The organism is Pseudomonas sp. LFM046, assembly GCF_000949385.2.
In the GTDB taxonomy this organism is placed as follows: Bacteria; Pseudomonadota; Gammaproteobacteria; order Pseudomonadales; family Pseudomonadaceae; genus Metapseudomonas.
This window is the reverse complement of sequence record NZ_JYKO02000001.1, coordinates 982,566-997,025: the sequence shown is the minus strand read 5'-3', so window position 1 is coordinate 997,025 and position 14,460 is coordinate 982,566. Positions and strand designations below refer to the sequence as shown.

The following is a 14,460-nucleotide window of genomic DNA, read 5'->3' as shown; positions in this document are numbered from 1 at the left end:
CTCAGGCGACTTCGATGGCGGCCATCAGGCCGGTTTCCATGTGGTCGATCACATGGCAATGGAACATCCAGATCCCCGGGTTTTCCGCCACCAGCGCAATGCGCGCGGTCTCGTTCTTGCCCAGCAGGTAGGTGTCGGTGAAGTAGGGAATGATGTTCTTGCGGTCCGAATCCAGCACCTTGAAGGCCATGCCATGGAGATGGATCGGGTGCAGGTACTGGGCCATGTTGCGCAGCTCGAAGATGTAGTGTCCATCCTTCTTCAGCTTGGCGATAGGCCGGTCGGCGCAGGTCTTGTCGTTGATGTCCCAGGCCTTGCCGTTGATCTGCCAGTAGTTGCTCGGTCGCCCGGCGCCGCTGACCAGGGTGGCCGCCCATTCGAAGGTGAAACGCAGCACCTGGGCCTTTTCCAGGTCAGGTTCCGGGACCGGGTTGGCCGGCAGCGGTGCAGGCCAGTCGCCGGGCGCCTCATTGCTGGCCACGCTCTTCAGGGTCGCCAGACGCAGCGGACCATTGCGCAGCGGCAGTTCGGTACCTTCCGCCGGCACCTTGATGGCCAGTTCGATACGCATGCCCGGGCCGAGCCAGTATTCCTTGCCCAGCTCGCGGGGCTCGACAGGGTGGCCGTCCAGGGAATAGATGCGCGCCTCAGCCCCCGGCAGGTTGAGCCGGTAGGTCACGGTGTTGTCCAGGTTCAGGATGCGCACGCGCACCACCTGCCCGGCCGGCAGTTCCAGGGTCGGCAGCGGCTTGCCATTGATGGTGGTAAGGCGGCCGCGAGTGCCTTCCCGCGCGGCCTCGCGCGGCACACTGAAGGCGGTGAAGGCGCCGTCCTGGTCCACATGCCAGGTCTTCAGGCTGAGCACTTTCTCGTGTTTGAAGCCGCTGGGCTCGCGTTCTTCGACGATCAGCGGGCCGACCAGTCCACGCCCCAGCTGGTGCGCGCTGGACAGGTGCGGGTGATACCAGAAGCTGCCGGCATCCTCGGTCTTGAAGCGGTAATCGAAGTACTCGCCCGGCAACACCGGCAGCTGTGACACGTAGGGCACGCCATCCATTTCCAGGGGCACGCGGATGCCGTGCCAGTGGATGGTGGTGGGCTCGTCGAGCTTGTTGATGAAGCGCACCCGCAGCCAGTCGCCCTGGCGCGAACGCAATTCCACCCCAGGGGCCTGACCGCCGTAGGCCCAGGCCGGAGTGATGTGGCCGGAGACCAGTTCGAGGTCCATGGGCGCGGCAATCAGTTCGTAGTCGTGGGTCTTGGCGTCCAGGGTACGCCCCAACCAGTAACGGGCGCCCCCGGCGCCAAGGCCGACCACACCGAGGCCAACCAGGCCACCGAGAATCTGTCTGCGAGTGAAGGACATGGGGTCAGGCTCCTCCAGGAAAGAACGGGGCTGTCCCATCGGCTAATCGAGCCGGCCTCTGTCGGGCCGGTTCACGGGGCGCACAAGATACACCTGGGGACTGTGAAAGATAAGTGAAAGCATCTGCATTGAGCGCGACCGATGGGCGCAGCCTCCCTTCTCCGGCAGGCGTAGGATGGAAAGGCTTTGCAGCAGAGGAGTGTCCTCATGCATCCCACCCGCCGCCAGATCGTGAAGCTCTGCCTGGGCGGCCTGGTGCTGCTGAACTGGCCTCGCGTCGGCTTGGCCAGCGCCACACGTGCCTGCCGTCTCAGCCCGGAACAGACAGCCGGGCCGTTTTACCTGGAGGATGCGCTGCTGCGTCAGGACATCACCGACGGCAAGCCGGGCGTCCCCCTGAAGCTTCGATTCGAAGTGCTGCGACTGGAAGGCTGCCAGCCACTGGGCGACGCGGCGCTGGAGGTCTGGCACTGCGACGCCCAGGGCGCCTATTCGGGTGTCGGCGACGACCAGGCCAGCCGCTTCCTGCGCGGGGTGCAGATTACCGACGCGGCAGGCCGCGCGGAATTTCGCAGCATCCTCCCCGGCTTCTACCCAGGCCGGACCAACCATGTGCACGTCAGGGTCCATCTGGGCGAGCGGGATATCCACACCGGCCAGCTGTACTTCCCCGAAGCCATAATCCTCCCGGCCATGACCCGGCCGCCCTACGTGCACGGCAGCCAGGAGTGGACGCCCAGGGAACAGGATTACATCTATCGCACGCAAGGCGGAGAACAGTCGGTGGCGGAGTTGGTGAAAGACGGTGATGGCTTCATTGCACGGCTGACGCTCGTGGTGGAAACCCGGGGCTGAGTTGTGCGCCTTTTGTGGGGGCGAACTCATTCGCCAAAGAGGCCGAAGACCTGCCCTGCAGAGCCCGTGCGGTGCCGCGTTGATCGGTATCGCAGGCTCCACCCATCCTACAAGGGCCCCAAAACAAGACCGGCCAGGCTTTGGGGCCTGGCCGGTCTTGTGTCGCTAGCGCTTTCGCACTCGCATCATTCCCACTCGATGGTCGCCGGCGGTTTGCTCGACACGTCATAGGTGACGCGGGAGATGCCTTCGATCTCGTTGATGATGCGGTTGGAGACGACCTCCAGCAGCTCATAAGGCAGGTGCGCCCAGCGAGCGGTCATGAAGTCGATGGTTTCCACCGCACGCAGGGCGACGACCCAGGCGTAGCGACGGCCGTCACCGACCACACCAACCGACTTCACCGGCTGGAACACCACGAAGGCCTGGCTGGTCTTGTGGTACCAGTCAGCCTTGTGCAGCTCTTCGATGAAGATGTGGTCAGCGCGACGCAGCACGTCGGCGTATTCCTTCTTCACTTCACCGAGGATACGCACGCCCAGGCCCGGGCCGGGGAACGGGTGGCGATAGACCATGCTGTAGGGCAGGCCCAGTTCCAGACCGATCTTGCGCACTTCATCCTTGAACAGCTCGCGCAGCGGCTCGACCAGTTCGAACTGCATGTCTTCCGGCAGGCCACCGACGTTGTGGTGAGATTTGATCACGTGGGCCTTGCCGGTCTTGGCGCCGGCCGACTCGATCACGTCGGGGTAGATGGTGCCCTGGGCGAGGAACTTGATGCCTTGCAGACGGGTGGCTTCTTCGTCGAACACTTCGATGAAGGTGCGGCCGATGATCTTGCGCTTCTCTTCCGGGTCGGACACGCCGGCCAGGCGGGAGAGGAACTTGTCTTCAGCGTTGGCGCGGATCACGCGCACGCCCATGTTCTCGGCGAACATGGCCATCACGTGGTCACCCTCGTGCAGGCGCAGCAGGCCGTTGTCGACGAAGACGCAGGTCAACTGGTCGCCGATGGCCTTGTGCAGCAGGGCTGCCACGACGGAGGAGTCCACGCCGCCGGACAGGCCCAGCAGCACCTTGGACGAACCCACCTGGGCGCGAACGGTGGCAATGGCGTCTTCAACGATGTTGGACGGGGTCCAGAGGGCCGCACAGCCGCAGATGTCCAGCACGAAGCGAGAGAGAATACGGCCGCCCTGCTTGGTGTGGGTCACTTCCGGGTGGAACTGCACGCCGTAGTATGCGCGGTGATCATCGGCCATGGCGGCGATCGGGCAGCTCGGGGTGCTGGCCAGGATGTGGAAGCCGTGGGGCATGTCGGTGACCTTGTCACCGTGGCTCATCCACACGTCGAGGCCCAGGACACCGTCGTCATCCACATGGTCTTCGATGCCATCCAGCAGGCGAGCCTTGCCCACTACGTCAACGCGGGCATAGCCGAATTCGCGCAGGTCGGAACCCTGCACCTTGCCGCCCAGTTGCTCGGCCATGGTCTGCATGCCGTAGCAGATGCCGAACAGCGGCACCTTGAGGTCGAACACGGCCTGGGGCGCGCGCGGGCTGTTGGCTTCGTGTACCGATTCGGGACCACCGGCGAGGATGATGCCGCGCGGGGCGAAGGCGCGGATGGCCTCGTTGTCCATGTCGAACGGGTGGATTTCGCAGTACACGCCGATCTCGCGCACACGGCGGGCGATCAGCTGGGTGTACTGAGAGCCGAAGTCGAGGATCAGGATGCGGTGGGCGTGAATGTCTTGGTGAGCCATGAGCTTTCCTTCGGAAAGAGCCTGAAGCTGAAAGCCAGAAGCTGGAAGTAAAAGCCCGAAGTCATCACTTCCGGCTTCCAGCTTCCAGCTTCCAGCACCTGTTAAGTCGACCGATCAACCGACCCGGTAGTTCGGGGCTTCCTTGGTGATCTGCACGTCGTGGACGTGGGATTCGGCCATGCCGGCGCCGGTGATACGCACGAACTGGGGCTTGGTGCGCATTTCTTCGACGGTGGAGCAACCGGTGTAGCCCATGGAAGCGCGCAGGCCGCCCATCAGCTGGTGAACGATGGCGGTCAGGGTGCCCTTGTAGGGAACGCGGCCTTCGATGCCTTCCGGAACCAGTTTCTCGGCGCCGGCCGAGGAGTCCTGGAAGTAGCGGTCGGAGGAGCCCTGGGACTGCGCCATGGCGCCGAGGGAACCCATGCCACGGTAGGCCTTGTAGGAACGGCCCTGGAACAGTTCCACTTCGCCCGGAGCCTCTTCGGTACCGGCGAACATGGAGCCCATCATCACGCAGGAGGCGCCAGCCACGATGGCCTTGGACAGGTCACCGGAGAAGCGGATGCCGCCGTCGGCGATCAGCGGGATGCCGGAGCCGGCCAGGGCGGCAGCGACGTTGGCGATAGCGGAAATCTGCGGTACGCCCACACCGGCGACGATACGGGTGGTGCAGATGGAGCCCGGGCCGATACCGACCTTGACCGCATCAGCCCCCGCCTCGGCCAGGGCCTTGGCAGCTTCGCCGGTAGCGATGTTGCCGCCGATCACCTGCACGTGCGGGTAGTTGTCCTTGACCCAGCGAACGCGCTCGATCACGCCCTTGGAGTGGCCGTGGGCGGTGTCCACCACCACCACGTCAACGCCGGCAGCAACCAGTGCGGCAACGCGCTCGCCGGTGTCGGCGCCGGTGCCCACCGCCGCGCCAACGCGCAGGCGGCCCTGATCATCCTTGGAAGCCAGCGGGTAGGTCTTGGCCTTCTCGATGTCACGGAAGGTCACGAGGCCGCGCAGGTAGAAGTGCTCGTCAACCACCAGCATCTTCTCGATGCGGTTTTCGTAGAGCTTGGCCTTCATTTCTTCCAGCGGGGTGCCTTCGCGGGCGGTGACCAGCTTTTCCTTGGGAGTCATGATCGCGGCGACGGTGTCGCCGACGTTCGGACGGAAGCGCAGGTCGCGGCCGGTCACGATGCCCACCAGCTCGCCCTCTTCCACCACCGGGAAGCCGGAGAAGCCGTATTCACGGGCGATCTGCAGCAGCTCGATGATCTTGGTGGAGGGGGTGACGGTGACCGGATCACGGACGATCGCAGTCTCGTGGCGCTTGACCTTGCGCACCTCGGCAGCCTGCTGCTCGATGGTCATGTTCTTGTGGACGATGCCGATGCCGCCTTCCTGGGCCATGGCGATGGCCAGGCGGGCTTCGGTCACGGTATCCATCGCTGCGGATACCAGCGGGATGTTCAGTTCGATGCCGCGGGTCAGGCGGGTCTTGAGGCTGACATCCTTGGGCAGAACCTCGGAATAACCCGGGATCAGGAGAACGTCGTCGAAGGTCAGGGCTTCTTGGCTGATGCGCAGCATGGCGGGGGCTCCCAGGCGGGAAAATTGGAAGCGCGCCATTATAACGAGGCCACGGCATCCGCTCAACGCGGCTGACGGGCTGCAAGGCCATTCCAGCAAAAAAACATGCCAAGCCGATCAGCGGTCGTCAGCCATCGGTCCGTACCTGCCGAACGGCAAACCCCAGCCGCTCGGCAAATGCATCCAGAAATACCGCCGTAAAGGCGGTTCCACCCCAGCCATTGAAGATGAATCCGAGGTTGGAAAAACCGCAGGGCTGGAGGAAGAGGAATCCGTTGATGTCGTCCTCGAAACCGCATTCCGGGCAGATGAAGTTGTCGGTCTGGCCCGGCCACCATTCGTCCAGGCTTTCGAACAGCGGCTCGCCGACCTCCTGGCGGCACTCCGGGCAGCCGGCCTCATTGAGGAAACCCCGGGCGGGTGTATAGATGCAGCGCTTGTCCACCAGTTCGAGGCCATTCACCGGCAGGCCGAACGGCAGTCGCTCAGGATGCTCCACCACCGTTCGCGCACCGGGAGCGATCGCGTAGGCCATGCGATTGCCGCGCAGGCCGCAGGTGCTGGGCAGCGCCTGCACCACGTCGTGCTGTGCCAGCCAGCGCAGCATGCGCCCGGCCAGGGCCTGATGGCCGGGCACAGTGGAAATCTGCGGCACGATGATCAGTTGGCTCGGCTCCATCTCGGGCTCCTGCAAGGGTGCAAAGGGCGCGCAGCTTAACTGCCGTTCTCCCCCCGTCAACTATGGCGCATGGCGCCAAAGCCATTATCATTTCCGCCCATGCTCAAAGACCCTTTTCAACGGCTCGGCCTCGATCGCGAGGTGCTGACCGTCAGCCAGCTCAACCAACGCGCCCGCCATCTCCTGGAGGACGTGTTCCCTCAGGTCTGGGTGGAAGGCGAGATTTCCAACCTCGCCCGTCCCGCTTCCGGCCACCTTTACTTCACCCTCAAGGACGCACAGGCCCAGGTGCGTTGCGCCCTGTTCCGGCAGAATGCCCAGAAAGTGCGCCAGGCCCTGCGCGACGGGCTCGCCGTGCGGGTGCGCGGCAAGGTCTCGCTGTTCGAGGGCCGAGGCGATTACCAGTTGATCGCCGATGCGGTGGAACCCGCCGGCGACGGTGCGTTGCGCCTGGCGTTCGAGGCCCTGAAGGAAAAGCTCGCCGCCGAAGGGCTGTTTGCCGCCGAACGCAAGCGCCCGCTGCCGACCCATCCCCGGCGCATCGGCATCGTCAGTTCGCCCACCGGTGCCGTGATCCGCGACATCATCAGCGTGTTCCGCCGCCGTGCGCCCCAGGTGCAGCTGACCTTGATCCCCACCGCCGTGCAGGGCCGCGAGGCCACCGCCCAGATCGTCCGCGCCCTGGCGCTGGCCGACGCCCAGGGCTTCGATGCCCTGATCCTGGCCCGTGGCGGCGGCTCCCTGGAAGACCTCTGGTGCTTCAACGAGGAAGCCGTGGCCCGCGCCGTGGCCGCCTGCCAGACGCCCATCGTCAGCGCCGTGGGCCATGAGACAGACGTCTCCATCAGCGATTTCGTCGCCGATGTGCGTGCCCCGACGCCGTCCGCCGCCGCCGAGCTGCTGGCCCCCGATGCCAGCGAGCTGCAGCAGCGCCTCGACAGCCTGCATCGCCGCCTGGTCCTGCGCCTGCGGGAGCAACTGACTCGCGAGCGCCTGCGCCTCGACGGCCTGTTCCGACGCCTGCGTCACCCCGGCGAGCGCCTGCGCCAGCAGGCCCAGCGCCTGGACGATCTGGACATGCGCCTGCGCCGTGCCTTCGAGCGCCAGCTGCAGGTGCGCCACGAGCGCCTGGCGCGCCTGGACACCCGCCTCGCCGCGCAGCACCCGGGCCGCACCCTGGCACTGCTGCGGCAGAAGCTCGACAGCCTCGCCACGCGCCTCCCCCGCGCTGCCCGCGAGGCCTTGAAGGACCGCCGCCAGCGCCTCGACGCGCTGGCCCAGACCCTCCATGTGGTCAGCCCCCTCGCCACCCTCGGGCGCGGCTACAGCATCCTGCTGGACGAACGCGGCCAGGCCATTCGCGCCGCCGGCCAGACCCGCCCCGGCCAGCGCCTGAAAGCGCGCCTCGCCGAAGGCGAGCTGGACGTGCGTGTCGAAGACAACCACCTCACCCCCGTGAACCTCTCACTGCTGGACTGATCCATGCGCCTGTTCGCCGCCCTGCTCCTCTGCCTCGCCCTCCCCGCCCATGCCGAAGGCTTCATCACCCGCCTGTTGAACAAGCCGGTGCCCGGCGGCGTAGCCGTGGTCCAGCTGGGCAACAGCGCCCAAGCGCCCACCGCCCGCTACCAAGACAAGCCGGTGCTGGTGGTCAAGGAGGAAGGTCGCGACTGGATCGCCATCGTCGGCATCCCGCTGGGCACCAAGGCCGGCCAACAGCAGGTCGATGTGAGCGACGGCCGCAAACTGGCCTTCAGCGTCGCCCCGCGCACTTACCGCGAGCAGCACATCAAGCTGGCCAACACGCGCCAGGTGAACCCGCTGCCCGAAGACCTCAAGCGCATCGACCGCGAACTGGCCGAACAGACCACCGCCTACCGCCGCTTCAGTCCCGGCACACCCAGCAACCTGCTGTTCGACAAGCCGGTGGATGGCCCGCTCTCCAGCCCCTTTGGCCTGCGCCGCTTCTTCAATGGTGAAGAGCGCAATCCGCACTCCGGCCTGGACTTCGCCGTGGGCGCCGGCACCCCGATCAAGGCCCCGGCAGCAGGGACGGTGATCCTCATCGGCGACTACTTCTTCAACGGCAAGACGGTGTTCGTCGACCACGGCCAGGGCCTGATCAGCATGTTCTGTCACATGTCGAAGGTGGACGTGAAACTCGGCCAGCAATTGCCCCGTGGGGGCGTGGTCGGCCGCGTCGGCGCCACCGGCCGCGCCACCGGACCGCACATGCACTGGAACGTCAGCCTGAACGACGTGCGGGTGGACCCGGCCATTTTCATCGGCGCCTACAAGCCCTGATCCTACAGCCGCGCACAGGGCGCGGCCTTGGGCGCACAGCAAGGCATTTGCTAAGGTCCGCCGGTTCCGGGGCAAGCCCCCAATCCAGCGAATCGTCACAGGGAGCCGTCCATGCAGATCGAATTCACCACCTGGCTGGAATGGCTGCGGCAACACAATGAGTTGCACACCATCGTCGCCTCCATCTTCCTGGTCGTCGTGGCCTGGCTGTCCAACTGGATGGTCAAGCGCATCCTGGTCCGCGGCCTGTTCCATGTCGCCGGCGCCATCGCCTACGGCCGTCATGAGAAGATTCCGGACCATGGGCTGGTCAGGCGCCTGGCCAACATAGTCCCGGCAATGGTCCTGGCAGGCGGGGTGAAAGTCGTCCCCAACCTGCCCGACACCCTCGTGACAGTGGTGACCAACGTCTGTGCGGCCTTCATCATCCTGACCGTCGCCCTGGCCCTGAGCGCTGCGCTGACCATCGCCAACGACCTCTATCAGCGCCGCGAAGACGCCCACCTGAGGCCCATCAAGGGTTACCTGCAGGTACTGAAGATCGCCATCTTCGCCATCGCCACCATCCTCATGATCGCCAGCCTGATCGACCGTTCGCCGCTGATCCTGCTGTCCGGACTCGGTGCCATGGCTGCGGTGCTGATGCTGATCTTCCAGGACACCCTGCTGTCGCTGGTGGCCAGCGTGCAGATTACCTCCAGCGACATCATCCGCGTCGGCGACTGGGTGGAGATGCCGCAGCTCAACGCCGACGGCGATGTGATCGACATCGCCCTGCACACGGTGAAAGTGCAGAACTGGGACAAGACCATTACCACCATCCCCACCAAGCGCTTCATCACCGATTCCTTCAAGAACTGGCGCGGCATGCAGGAGTCCGGCGGCCGACGCATCAAGCGCTGCCTCTATCTGGATCAGAACAGCGTGCACTTCCTCAGCCAGGAGGACATCGCCCGGCTGCGCCACTTCCGCCTGCTGGACAACTACCTGAAGACGAAGGAAAGCGAACTGCTGAGCTGGAACGCCCAACTGGACGAAAGCGATCGCGTGCCCATCAACAGCCGCCAGTTGACCAACCTCGGCACCTTCCGCGCCTACGTCGAGCACTACCTGCGGGAAAACCAGGACATCCGCAAGGACATGACCCTGCTGGTCCGGCAGATGGCCCCCACCGCAGACGGCCTGCCGCTGGAACTCTACTGCTTCACCAACACCACGGCCTGGGCGCGCTACGAAGCCATCCAGTCGGACATCTTCGACCACCTGCTGGCAATCCTGCCGGAGTTCGGCCTACGGGTGTTCCAGCACCCCAGCGGTGCGGACATGCGTACCCTGCGGCTGCCAGCGGTGAATTGAAGGACGGCTCCTGCTCGCGAATTGCCCGGTGCCGGGCTTTTCGCAAGCGGGCTGCCCCGCCCCGAACCACCCGCGCAATCAGATCAAGCAACTTGCCAACCTGACGCAATAAAATCACCCATTGCAGATTCTTGCGCTCTTTTTCACCATTTTTTCCGCGATGCTTGCCATATTCACTCACGATGAATAGGGTTAGCCCCTATGAAAACCGCACACACCCTCTTCCTTCTGCGTCAACACGCCTGCCTGCGACTGGTCAGCCCCCGACTGCGTGGCTGAAACCCGCCTCCGCCACATCCGCCGATTTCAATGCCTGGCCGATCATCCAACGGCCCGCAGTAAAAAGGATTTGCCCCATGAGCATGCTGAAAGCCCCGTCCAACAAGTACCGTCCGTTCCCGGCCATCAACCTGCCGGATCGCACCTGGCCATCGAAGACCATCACCGAAGTGCCGATCTGGTGCAGCTCGGACCTGCGTGACGGCAACCAGTCGCTGATCGAGCCGATGGACGCGCAGAAGAAGATGCGTTTCTTCAAGACCCTGGTGAAAGTGGGCCTGAAGGAAATCGAGGTGGCCTTCCCCTCCGCTTCGGACACCGATTTCAACTTCGTCCGTGAGCTGATCGAAGGTGGCCACATCCCGGACGACGTGACCATCCAGGTGCTGACCCAGGCCCGCGAAGACCTGATCACCCGCACCTTCGAATCCCTGAAGGGCGCGAAGAAGGCCATCGTCCACGTCTACAACGCCACCGCGCCGTCCTTCCGCCGCATCGTCTTCAACCAGGACAAGGCCGGCGTGGTCGACATCGCCGTGAAGGCCGCCACCCTGATCAAGGAACTGGCCGCCAAGCAGCCGGAAACCGACTGGACCTTCCAGTACTCCCCGGAAATCTTCAGTTCCACCGAGCTGGACTTCGCCGTGGAAGTCTGCGACGCCGTGATCAACGTCTGGCAGCCGACTCCCGAGAACAAGATCATCCTCAACCTGCCGGCTACCGTTGAGTGCGCCACCCCGAACGTCTACGCCGACCAGATCGAATGGTTCGGCCGCCACGTCAGCCGCCGCGACTCGGTCATCATCAGCCTGCACACCCATAACGACCGTGGCACCGGCGTCGCCGCTACCGAACTGGGCCTGATGGCCGGTGCTGACCGCGTGGAAGGCTGCCTGTTCGGCAACGGTGAGCGCACCGGTAACGTCGACCTGGTAACCCTGGCGCTGAACATGTACACCCAGGGCCTGCACCCGCAGCTGGACTTCTCCGACATCGACGCCGTGCGCAAGGTGGTGGAAGAGTGCAACCAACTGCCGGTTCACCCGCGTCACCCCTATGTGGGCGACCTGGTGCACACCGCCTTCTCCGGCTCCCACCAGGACGCGATCCGCAAGGGCTTCGCCCAGCAGAAGGACGACGCCCTGTGGGAAGTGCCGTACCTGCCGATCGACCCGGCCGACATCGGCCGCAGCTACGAAGCGGTAATCCGCGTGAACAGCCAGTCTGGCAAGGGCGGCATCACCTTCCTGCTGGAGCAGGAATACGGCATTAGCCTGCCGCGCCGCATGCAGATCGAGTTCAGCCAGGTGGTGCAGAAGGAAACCGACCGCCTGGGCCTGGAAATGACTGCCGAGCAGATCTACAAGCTGCTGGACGCCGAATACCTGCAGGCCACCACCCCGTTCACCCTGAAGGGTCATCGACTGCAGGAAGAGAACGGCACCAGCGCCGTCGACATCGAAGTCCAGGTCAAGGGCGAAACCCAGCACCTGCGCGGCATGGGCAAGGGCCCGCTGGAAGCCCTGGTCGCCAGCCTGCCGGTGAAGGTGGAGATCATGGATTACTCGGAGCACGCCATCGGCGCCGGCACCAACGCCAAGGCCGCGGCCTATATCGAACTGCGCGTCAACGGCGGTCGTGCCCTGCACGGGATCGGCATCGACGAGAACCTCACCACGGCGAGCTTCCGTGCCCTGTTCAGCGCCCTCAATCGCGCGCTGAGCCAGGCCGAGGCCGAAGCGGCCTGAGGCTGAAACAGCAAAGAAAAACCCCGCCATTCGGCGGGGTTTTCGTTTATGGGGGAGAAACGCCGGTGCGCACAGCGCAGCCTACGCAGAAGCCGTGCCGGTAGGGTGCGCCGTGCGCATCGCCATCCGGACGAGTCCGACTATCCCTGCTGCTGCCAGTGGCACTTGCCCCAGGCGCACATGGAGTCCAGCACCGGCTTGAGGCTGGTCCCGTGCTCGGTCAGGCGATACTCCACACGCGGCGGCACTTCGGCGTAGACGGTGCGCGATACGATGCCATCGCGCTCCAGTTCCCGTAGTTGCTGGGTCAGCATCTTTTCGGTGATGCCGGGCACCAGCCGCTTCAGCTCGGAGAAACGCCGAGATTCCGGCATCAGGTGATAGAGCAGCACCGACTTCCACTTGCCACCAATCACCGCAAGCGTGACTTCCACCGGCGTGTTGTAGACCTTCTCGCCTGCCACGAGCAGGTTTCCTTGGGCGGGCAGCGGCTTGTGTTCACTCATGGGACCCTCTCGGCATCAGAGGTGCAGGTCGAAGTCGTCGGCATCGCGCATCGCCGGGAAGCGCTCGCGGTAGGCGGCCAGATCGCTAGCGGCCAGGCTCACCTGGAAGACGCCGTCAGCTTCGCCGGCGTCCAGCAGGCTTTCGCCCTGGAAATCCAGCACCTGACTGTCGCCGCTGTAGGCGTGGCCCTTACCGTCAGTGCCCACGCGATTCACGGCCGCCACGTAGCAGAGGTTCTCGATGGCACGTGCCGGGAGCAGGCGGTTCCAGTGATGACGACGTGCAGCCGGCCAGTTGGCGGTATAGAGCAGCAGGTCGGTGTCGTGCGGGTCGCGGCTCCACACCGGGAAACGCAGGTCGTAGCAGATCAACGGACGCACCCGCCAGCCCTTGAGTTCGAACAGCGCCTGGGTCTCGCCCGGTGTGTAATGCTTGTGCTCACCGGCCATGCGGAACAGGTGCCGCTTGTCGTAGTGCAGCACCTCGCCGTCCGGGCGCGCCCAGAGCAGTCGATTACGATGGCTGCCATCCGCGGCCTGGATGATGACGCTGCCGGTGATCACCGCGTCCAGGCGTCGGGCTTGCTCACGCAGCCAGGCGTGGGTCGGCCCTTGTTCAGGCTCGGCGAGCACCGCCGAATCCATCGAGAATCCCGTGGTGAACATCTCCGGCAGGATGACCAGGTCAGCACCTTTTGCCTGCTCCAGCAGTGCCTCGAAATGGGCGTGGTTCGCGGTGCAGTCGTGCCAGGCCAGGGTGGTCTGCACCAGGGCCAGCTTGAGGTCAGGCAGCGTCGTCAGATCGCGCATAGCTTCTCCGCTGCCTGGCGCAGCGTCTCCTCACGTTTGGCGAAACAGAAGCGCACCAGACGCAGGTCCTTGGGCGCCTGCTGGTAGAACACCGAGACAGGAATCGCGGCGACCCCATGCTCGCGGGTCAGCCATTCGGACATGGCCACGTCGTCGAGGTCATCGCGGATGGCGCTGTAATCCACCAGTTGGAAATAGGTGCCGGCGGCGCGGGTGAAGCGGAAACGGGAGCCGGACAGCAGGTCGCAGAACAGGTCACGCTTGGCCTGGTAGAAGCCAGGCAGTTCGGCCAGGTGCTCCGGGTGAGCGCCCATGAAGTCGGCCAGGGCCCACTGCAACGGGGTGACGCCGCAGAAGTTCACGTACTGGTGGACCTTGCGCAGCTCGGCGGAGAGCGCCGGCGGGGCGACCACATAGCCGGTTTTCCAGCCGGTCACGTGGTAGGTCTTGCCAAAGGAACTGACCACGAAAGAACGGGCGTAGAGCTCGTCGTGGGCCAGTACGCTGACGTGGCCGACGCCATCGAATACCAGGTGCTCGTAGACCTCGTCCGAGACCAGATAGATATCGCGGTCACGGATCAGCGCCGCCAACTGGTCCAGTTCGGCGCGGGAAATCAACGCGCCACTCGGGTTGTGGGGGCTGTTGATGATGATCATGCGGGTGCGCGGGCTCAGGGCGTCCTGCATGCGCTGCCAGTCGATGGAGAAGCCCGGCAGTGCCAGCGGAACATGCACGCAGCGCCCGCCGGCCAGCTCCACCGACGGCTCATAGCTGTCGTAACTGGGGTCGAGGACGATCACCTCGTCGCCGGCGCGCACCACCGCCTGGATGGCACAGAAGATCGCCTCGGTGGCGCCGGGGGTGATGGTCACGTCAGTGTCGGCACTGACCTGGCGACCGTAGAAGGCCGCCACCTTGGCCGCCACTTGCTCGCGCAGTGCCGGCAGGCCGGTCATGGGGGCGTACTGGTTGTGCCCGGCGGCAATGTGCCGGCCTACCGCTTCGCAGAGCGCGGCGGGCGCGGAGAAATCGGGAAAGCCCTGGGACAGGTTGATGGCGCCGGTTTCCGCGGCGAGCTGGGACATGCGAGTGAAGATGGTGGTGCCGACGTTGGGCAGCTTGCTGGTGATCATTGCAATCCGGCTGTAGACGACTGGGAAGAGGGCCATAGCTTAAGCCTTGAGGGGGTTTCGCGACCACAGGA

At 64.9% G+C, this 14,460-nt stretch carries 12 protein-coding genes; 5 read left to right on the top strand and 7 right to left on the bottom strand.

All coding sequences use genetic code 11. The features are described 5' to 3' along the window. Position 1: 1 nt before the first annotated feature. Positions 2-1,366, bottom strand: a complete 1,365-nt coding sequence (locus TQ98_RS04745) for a multicopper oxidase family protein (RefSeq protein WP_044871929.1) — start codon at positions 1,364-1,366, stop codon at positions 2-4. A gap of 207 nt (positions 1,367-1,573) precedes the next feature. On the opposite strand from TQ98_RS04745, the gene TQ98_RS04740 reads away from it, so the two are divergent. After that, the gene (locus TQ98_RS04740) at positions 1,574-2,221 is read left to right on the top strand and encodes an intradiol ring-cleavage dioxygenase (RefSeq protein WP_044871930.1); all 648 of its coding nucleotides are present in this window, start codon (positions 1,574-1,576) and stop codon (positions 2,219-2,221) included. 185 nt (positions 2,222-2,406) lie between these two features. Here the strand turns inward: TQ98_RS04740 and guaA are convergent, their stop codons facing one another. The 3 genes from guaA to TQ98_RS04725 form a co-directional block, all read right to left on the bottom strand. Continuing rightward, complete coding sequence (gene guaA / locus TQ98_RS04735) at positions 2,407-3,987, bottom strand: glutamine-hydrolyzing GMP synthase (protein ID WP_044871931.1); 1,581 nt, start codon at positions 3,985-3,987, stop codon at positions 2,407-2,409. A 114-nt stretch (positions 3,988-4,101) separates the two neighbouring features. Beyond that, positions 4,102-5,571 carry an IMP dehydrogenase gene (guaB, locus tag TQ98_RS04730; protein ID WP_044871932.1) on the bottom strand — a complete coding sequence of 490 codons (1,470 nt, stop codon included), beginning with the start codon at positions 5,569-5,571 and terminating at the stop codon, positions 4,102-4,104. 127 nt (positions 5,572-5,698) lie between these two features. Beyond that, entirely contained in the window at positions 5,699-6,250 is a 552-nt protein-coding gene (locus TQ98_RS04725; protein WP_044871933.1) for a hypothetical protein, read from the bottom strand. Between the two features lie 99 nt (positions 6,251-6,349). Between TQ98_RS04725 and xseA the strand changes: the two genes are divergently transcribed. The 4 genes from xseA to leuA all read left to right on the top strand — a co-directional run bounded on the left by xseA (position 6,350) and on the right by leuA (position 11,937). Next, entirely contained in the window at positions 6,350-7,729 is a 1,380-nt protein-coding gene (gene xseA, locus TQ98_RS04720) for an exodeoxyribonuclease VII large subunit (protein ID WP_044871934.1), read from the top strand. 3 nt (positions 7,730-7,732) lie between these two features. Then, positions 7,733-8,554, top strand: coding sequence for a peptidoglycan DD-metalloendopeptidase family protein (locus TQ98_RS04715; RefSeq protein WP_044871935.1), 822 nt, complete (start codon positions 7,733-7,735; stop codon positions 8,552-8,554). Between the two features lie 111 nt (positions 8,555-8,665). Then, on the top strand, positions 8,666-9,910 hold the full coding sequence (locus TQ98_RS04710; protein ID WP_044871936.1) for a mechanosensitive ion channel family protein: 1,245 nt from the start codon (positions 8,666-8,668) through the stop codon (positions 9,908-9,910). A gap of 356 nt (positions 9,911-10,266) precedes the next feature. Then, a complete protein-coding gene (gene leuA / locus TQ98_RS04705) occupies positions 10,267-11,937 on the top strand; it encodes a 2-isopropylmalate synthase (RefSeq protein ID WP_044871937.1) in 1,671 nt (556 codons plus the stop codon). 140 nt (positions 11,938-12,077) lie between these two features. On the opposite strand, the gene TQ98_RS04700 is transcribed toward leuA, so the two are convergent. The 3 genes from TQ98_RS04700 to TQ98_RS04690 are packed head-to-tail and all read right to left on the bottom strand — an operon-like array spanning position 12,078 to position 14,389. Then, positions 12,078-12,443: a helix-turn-helix domain-containing protein gene (locus tag TQ98_RS04700; RefSeq protein ID WP_044871938.1), complete on the bottom strand. Its 366-nt coding sequence runs from the start codon at positions 12,441-12,443 to the stop codon at positions 12,078-12,080. A gap of 15 nt (positions 12,444-12,458) precedes the next feature. Beyond that, positions 12,459-13,253, bottom strand: a complete 795-nt coding sequence (locus TQ98_RS04695; RefSeq protein ID WP_044871939.1) for an amidohydrolase — start codon at positions 13,251-13,253, stop codon at positions 12,459-12,461. Then, positions 13,241-14,389 carry a pyridoxal phosphate-dependent aminotransferase gene (locus TQ98_RS04690; protein ID WP_044871940.1) on the bottom strand — a complete coding sequence of 383 codons (1,149 nt, stop codon included), beginning with the start codon at positions 14,387-14,389 and terminating at the stop codon, positions 13,241-13,243. Before TQ98_RS04690 ends, TQ98_RS04695 begins: the two co-directional genes overlap by 13 nt. Positions 14,390-14,460: the final 71 nt, after the last annotated feature.

What these genes read in the sequence shown, in the direction of transcription:
- TQ98_RS04745 (WP_044871929.1), bottom strand. Translation starts at nt 1,366, where the DNA reads ATGTCCTTCACTCGCAGACAGATTCTCGGTGGCCTGGTTGGCCTCGGT.
- TQ98_RS04740 (WP_044871930.1), top strand. Translation starts at nt 1,574, where the DNA reads ATGCATCCCACCCGCCGCCAGATCGTGAAGCTCTGCCTGGGCGGCCTG.
- guaA (WP_044871931.1), bottom strand. Translation starts at nt 3,987, where the DNA reads ATGGCTCACCAAGACATTCACGCCCACCGCATCCTGATCCTCGACTTC.
- guaB (WP_044871932.1), bottom strand. Translation starts at nt 5,571, where the DNA reads ATGCTGCGCATCAGCCAAGAAGCCCTGACCTTCGACGACGTTCTCCTG.
- TQ98_RS04725 (WP_044871933.1), bottom strand. Translation starts at nt 6,250, where the DNA reads ATGGAGCCGAGCCAACTGATCATCGTGCCGCAGATTTCCACTGTGCCC.
- xseA (WP_044871934.1), top strand. Translation starts at nt 6,350, where the DNA reads ATGCTCAAAGACCCTTTTCAACGGCTCGGCCTCGATCGCGAGGTGCTG.
- TQ98_RS04715 (WP_044871935.1), top strand. Translation starts at nt 7,733, where the DNA reads ATGCGCCTGTTCGCCGCCCTGCTCCTCTGCCTCGCCCTCCCCGCCCAT.
- TQ98_RS04710 (WP_044871936.1), top strand. Translation starts at nt 8,666, where the DNA reads ATGCAGATCGAATTCACCACCTGGCTGGAATGGCTGCGGCAACACAAT.
- leuA (WP_044871937.1), top strand. Translation starts at nt 10,267, where the DNA reads ATGAGCATGCTGAAAGCCCCGTCCAACAAGTACCGTCCGTTCCCGGCC.
- TQ98_RS04700 (WP_044871938.1), bottom strand. Translation starts at nt 12,443, where the DNA reads ATGAGTGAACACAAGCCGCTGCCCGCCCAAGGAAACCTGCTCGTGGCA.
- TQ98_RS04695 (WP_044871939.1), bottom strand. Translation starts at nt 13,253, where the DNA reads ATGCGCGATCTGACGACGCTGCCTGACCTCAAGCTGGCCCTGGTGCAG.
- TQ98_RS04690 (WP_044871940.1), bottom strand. Translation starts at nt 14,389, where the DNA reads ATGATCACCAGCAAGCTGCCCAACGTCGGCACCACCATCTTCACTCGC.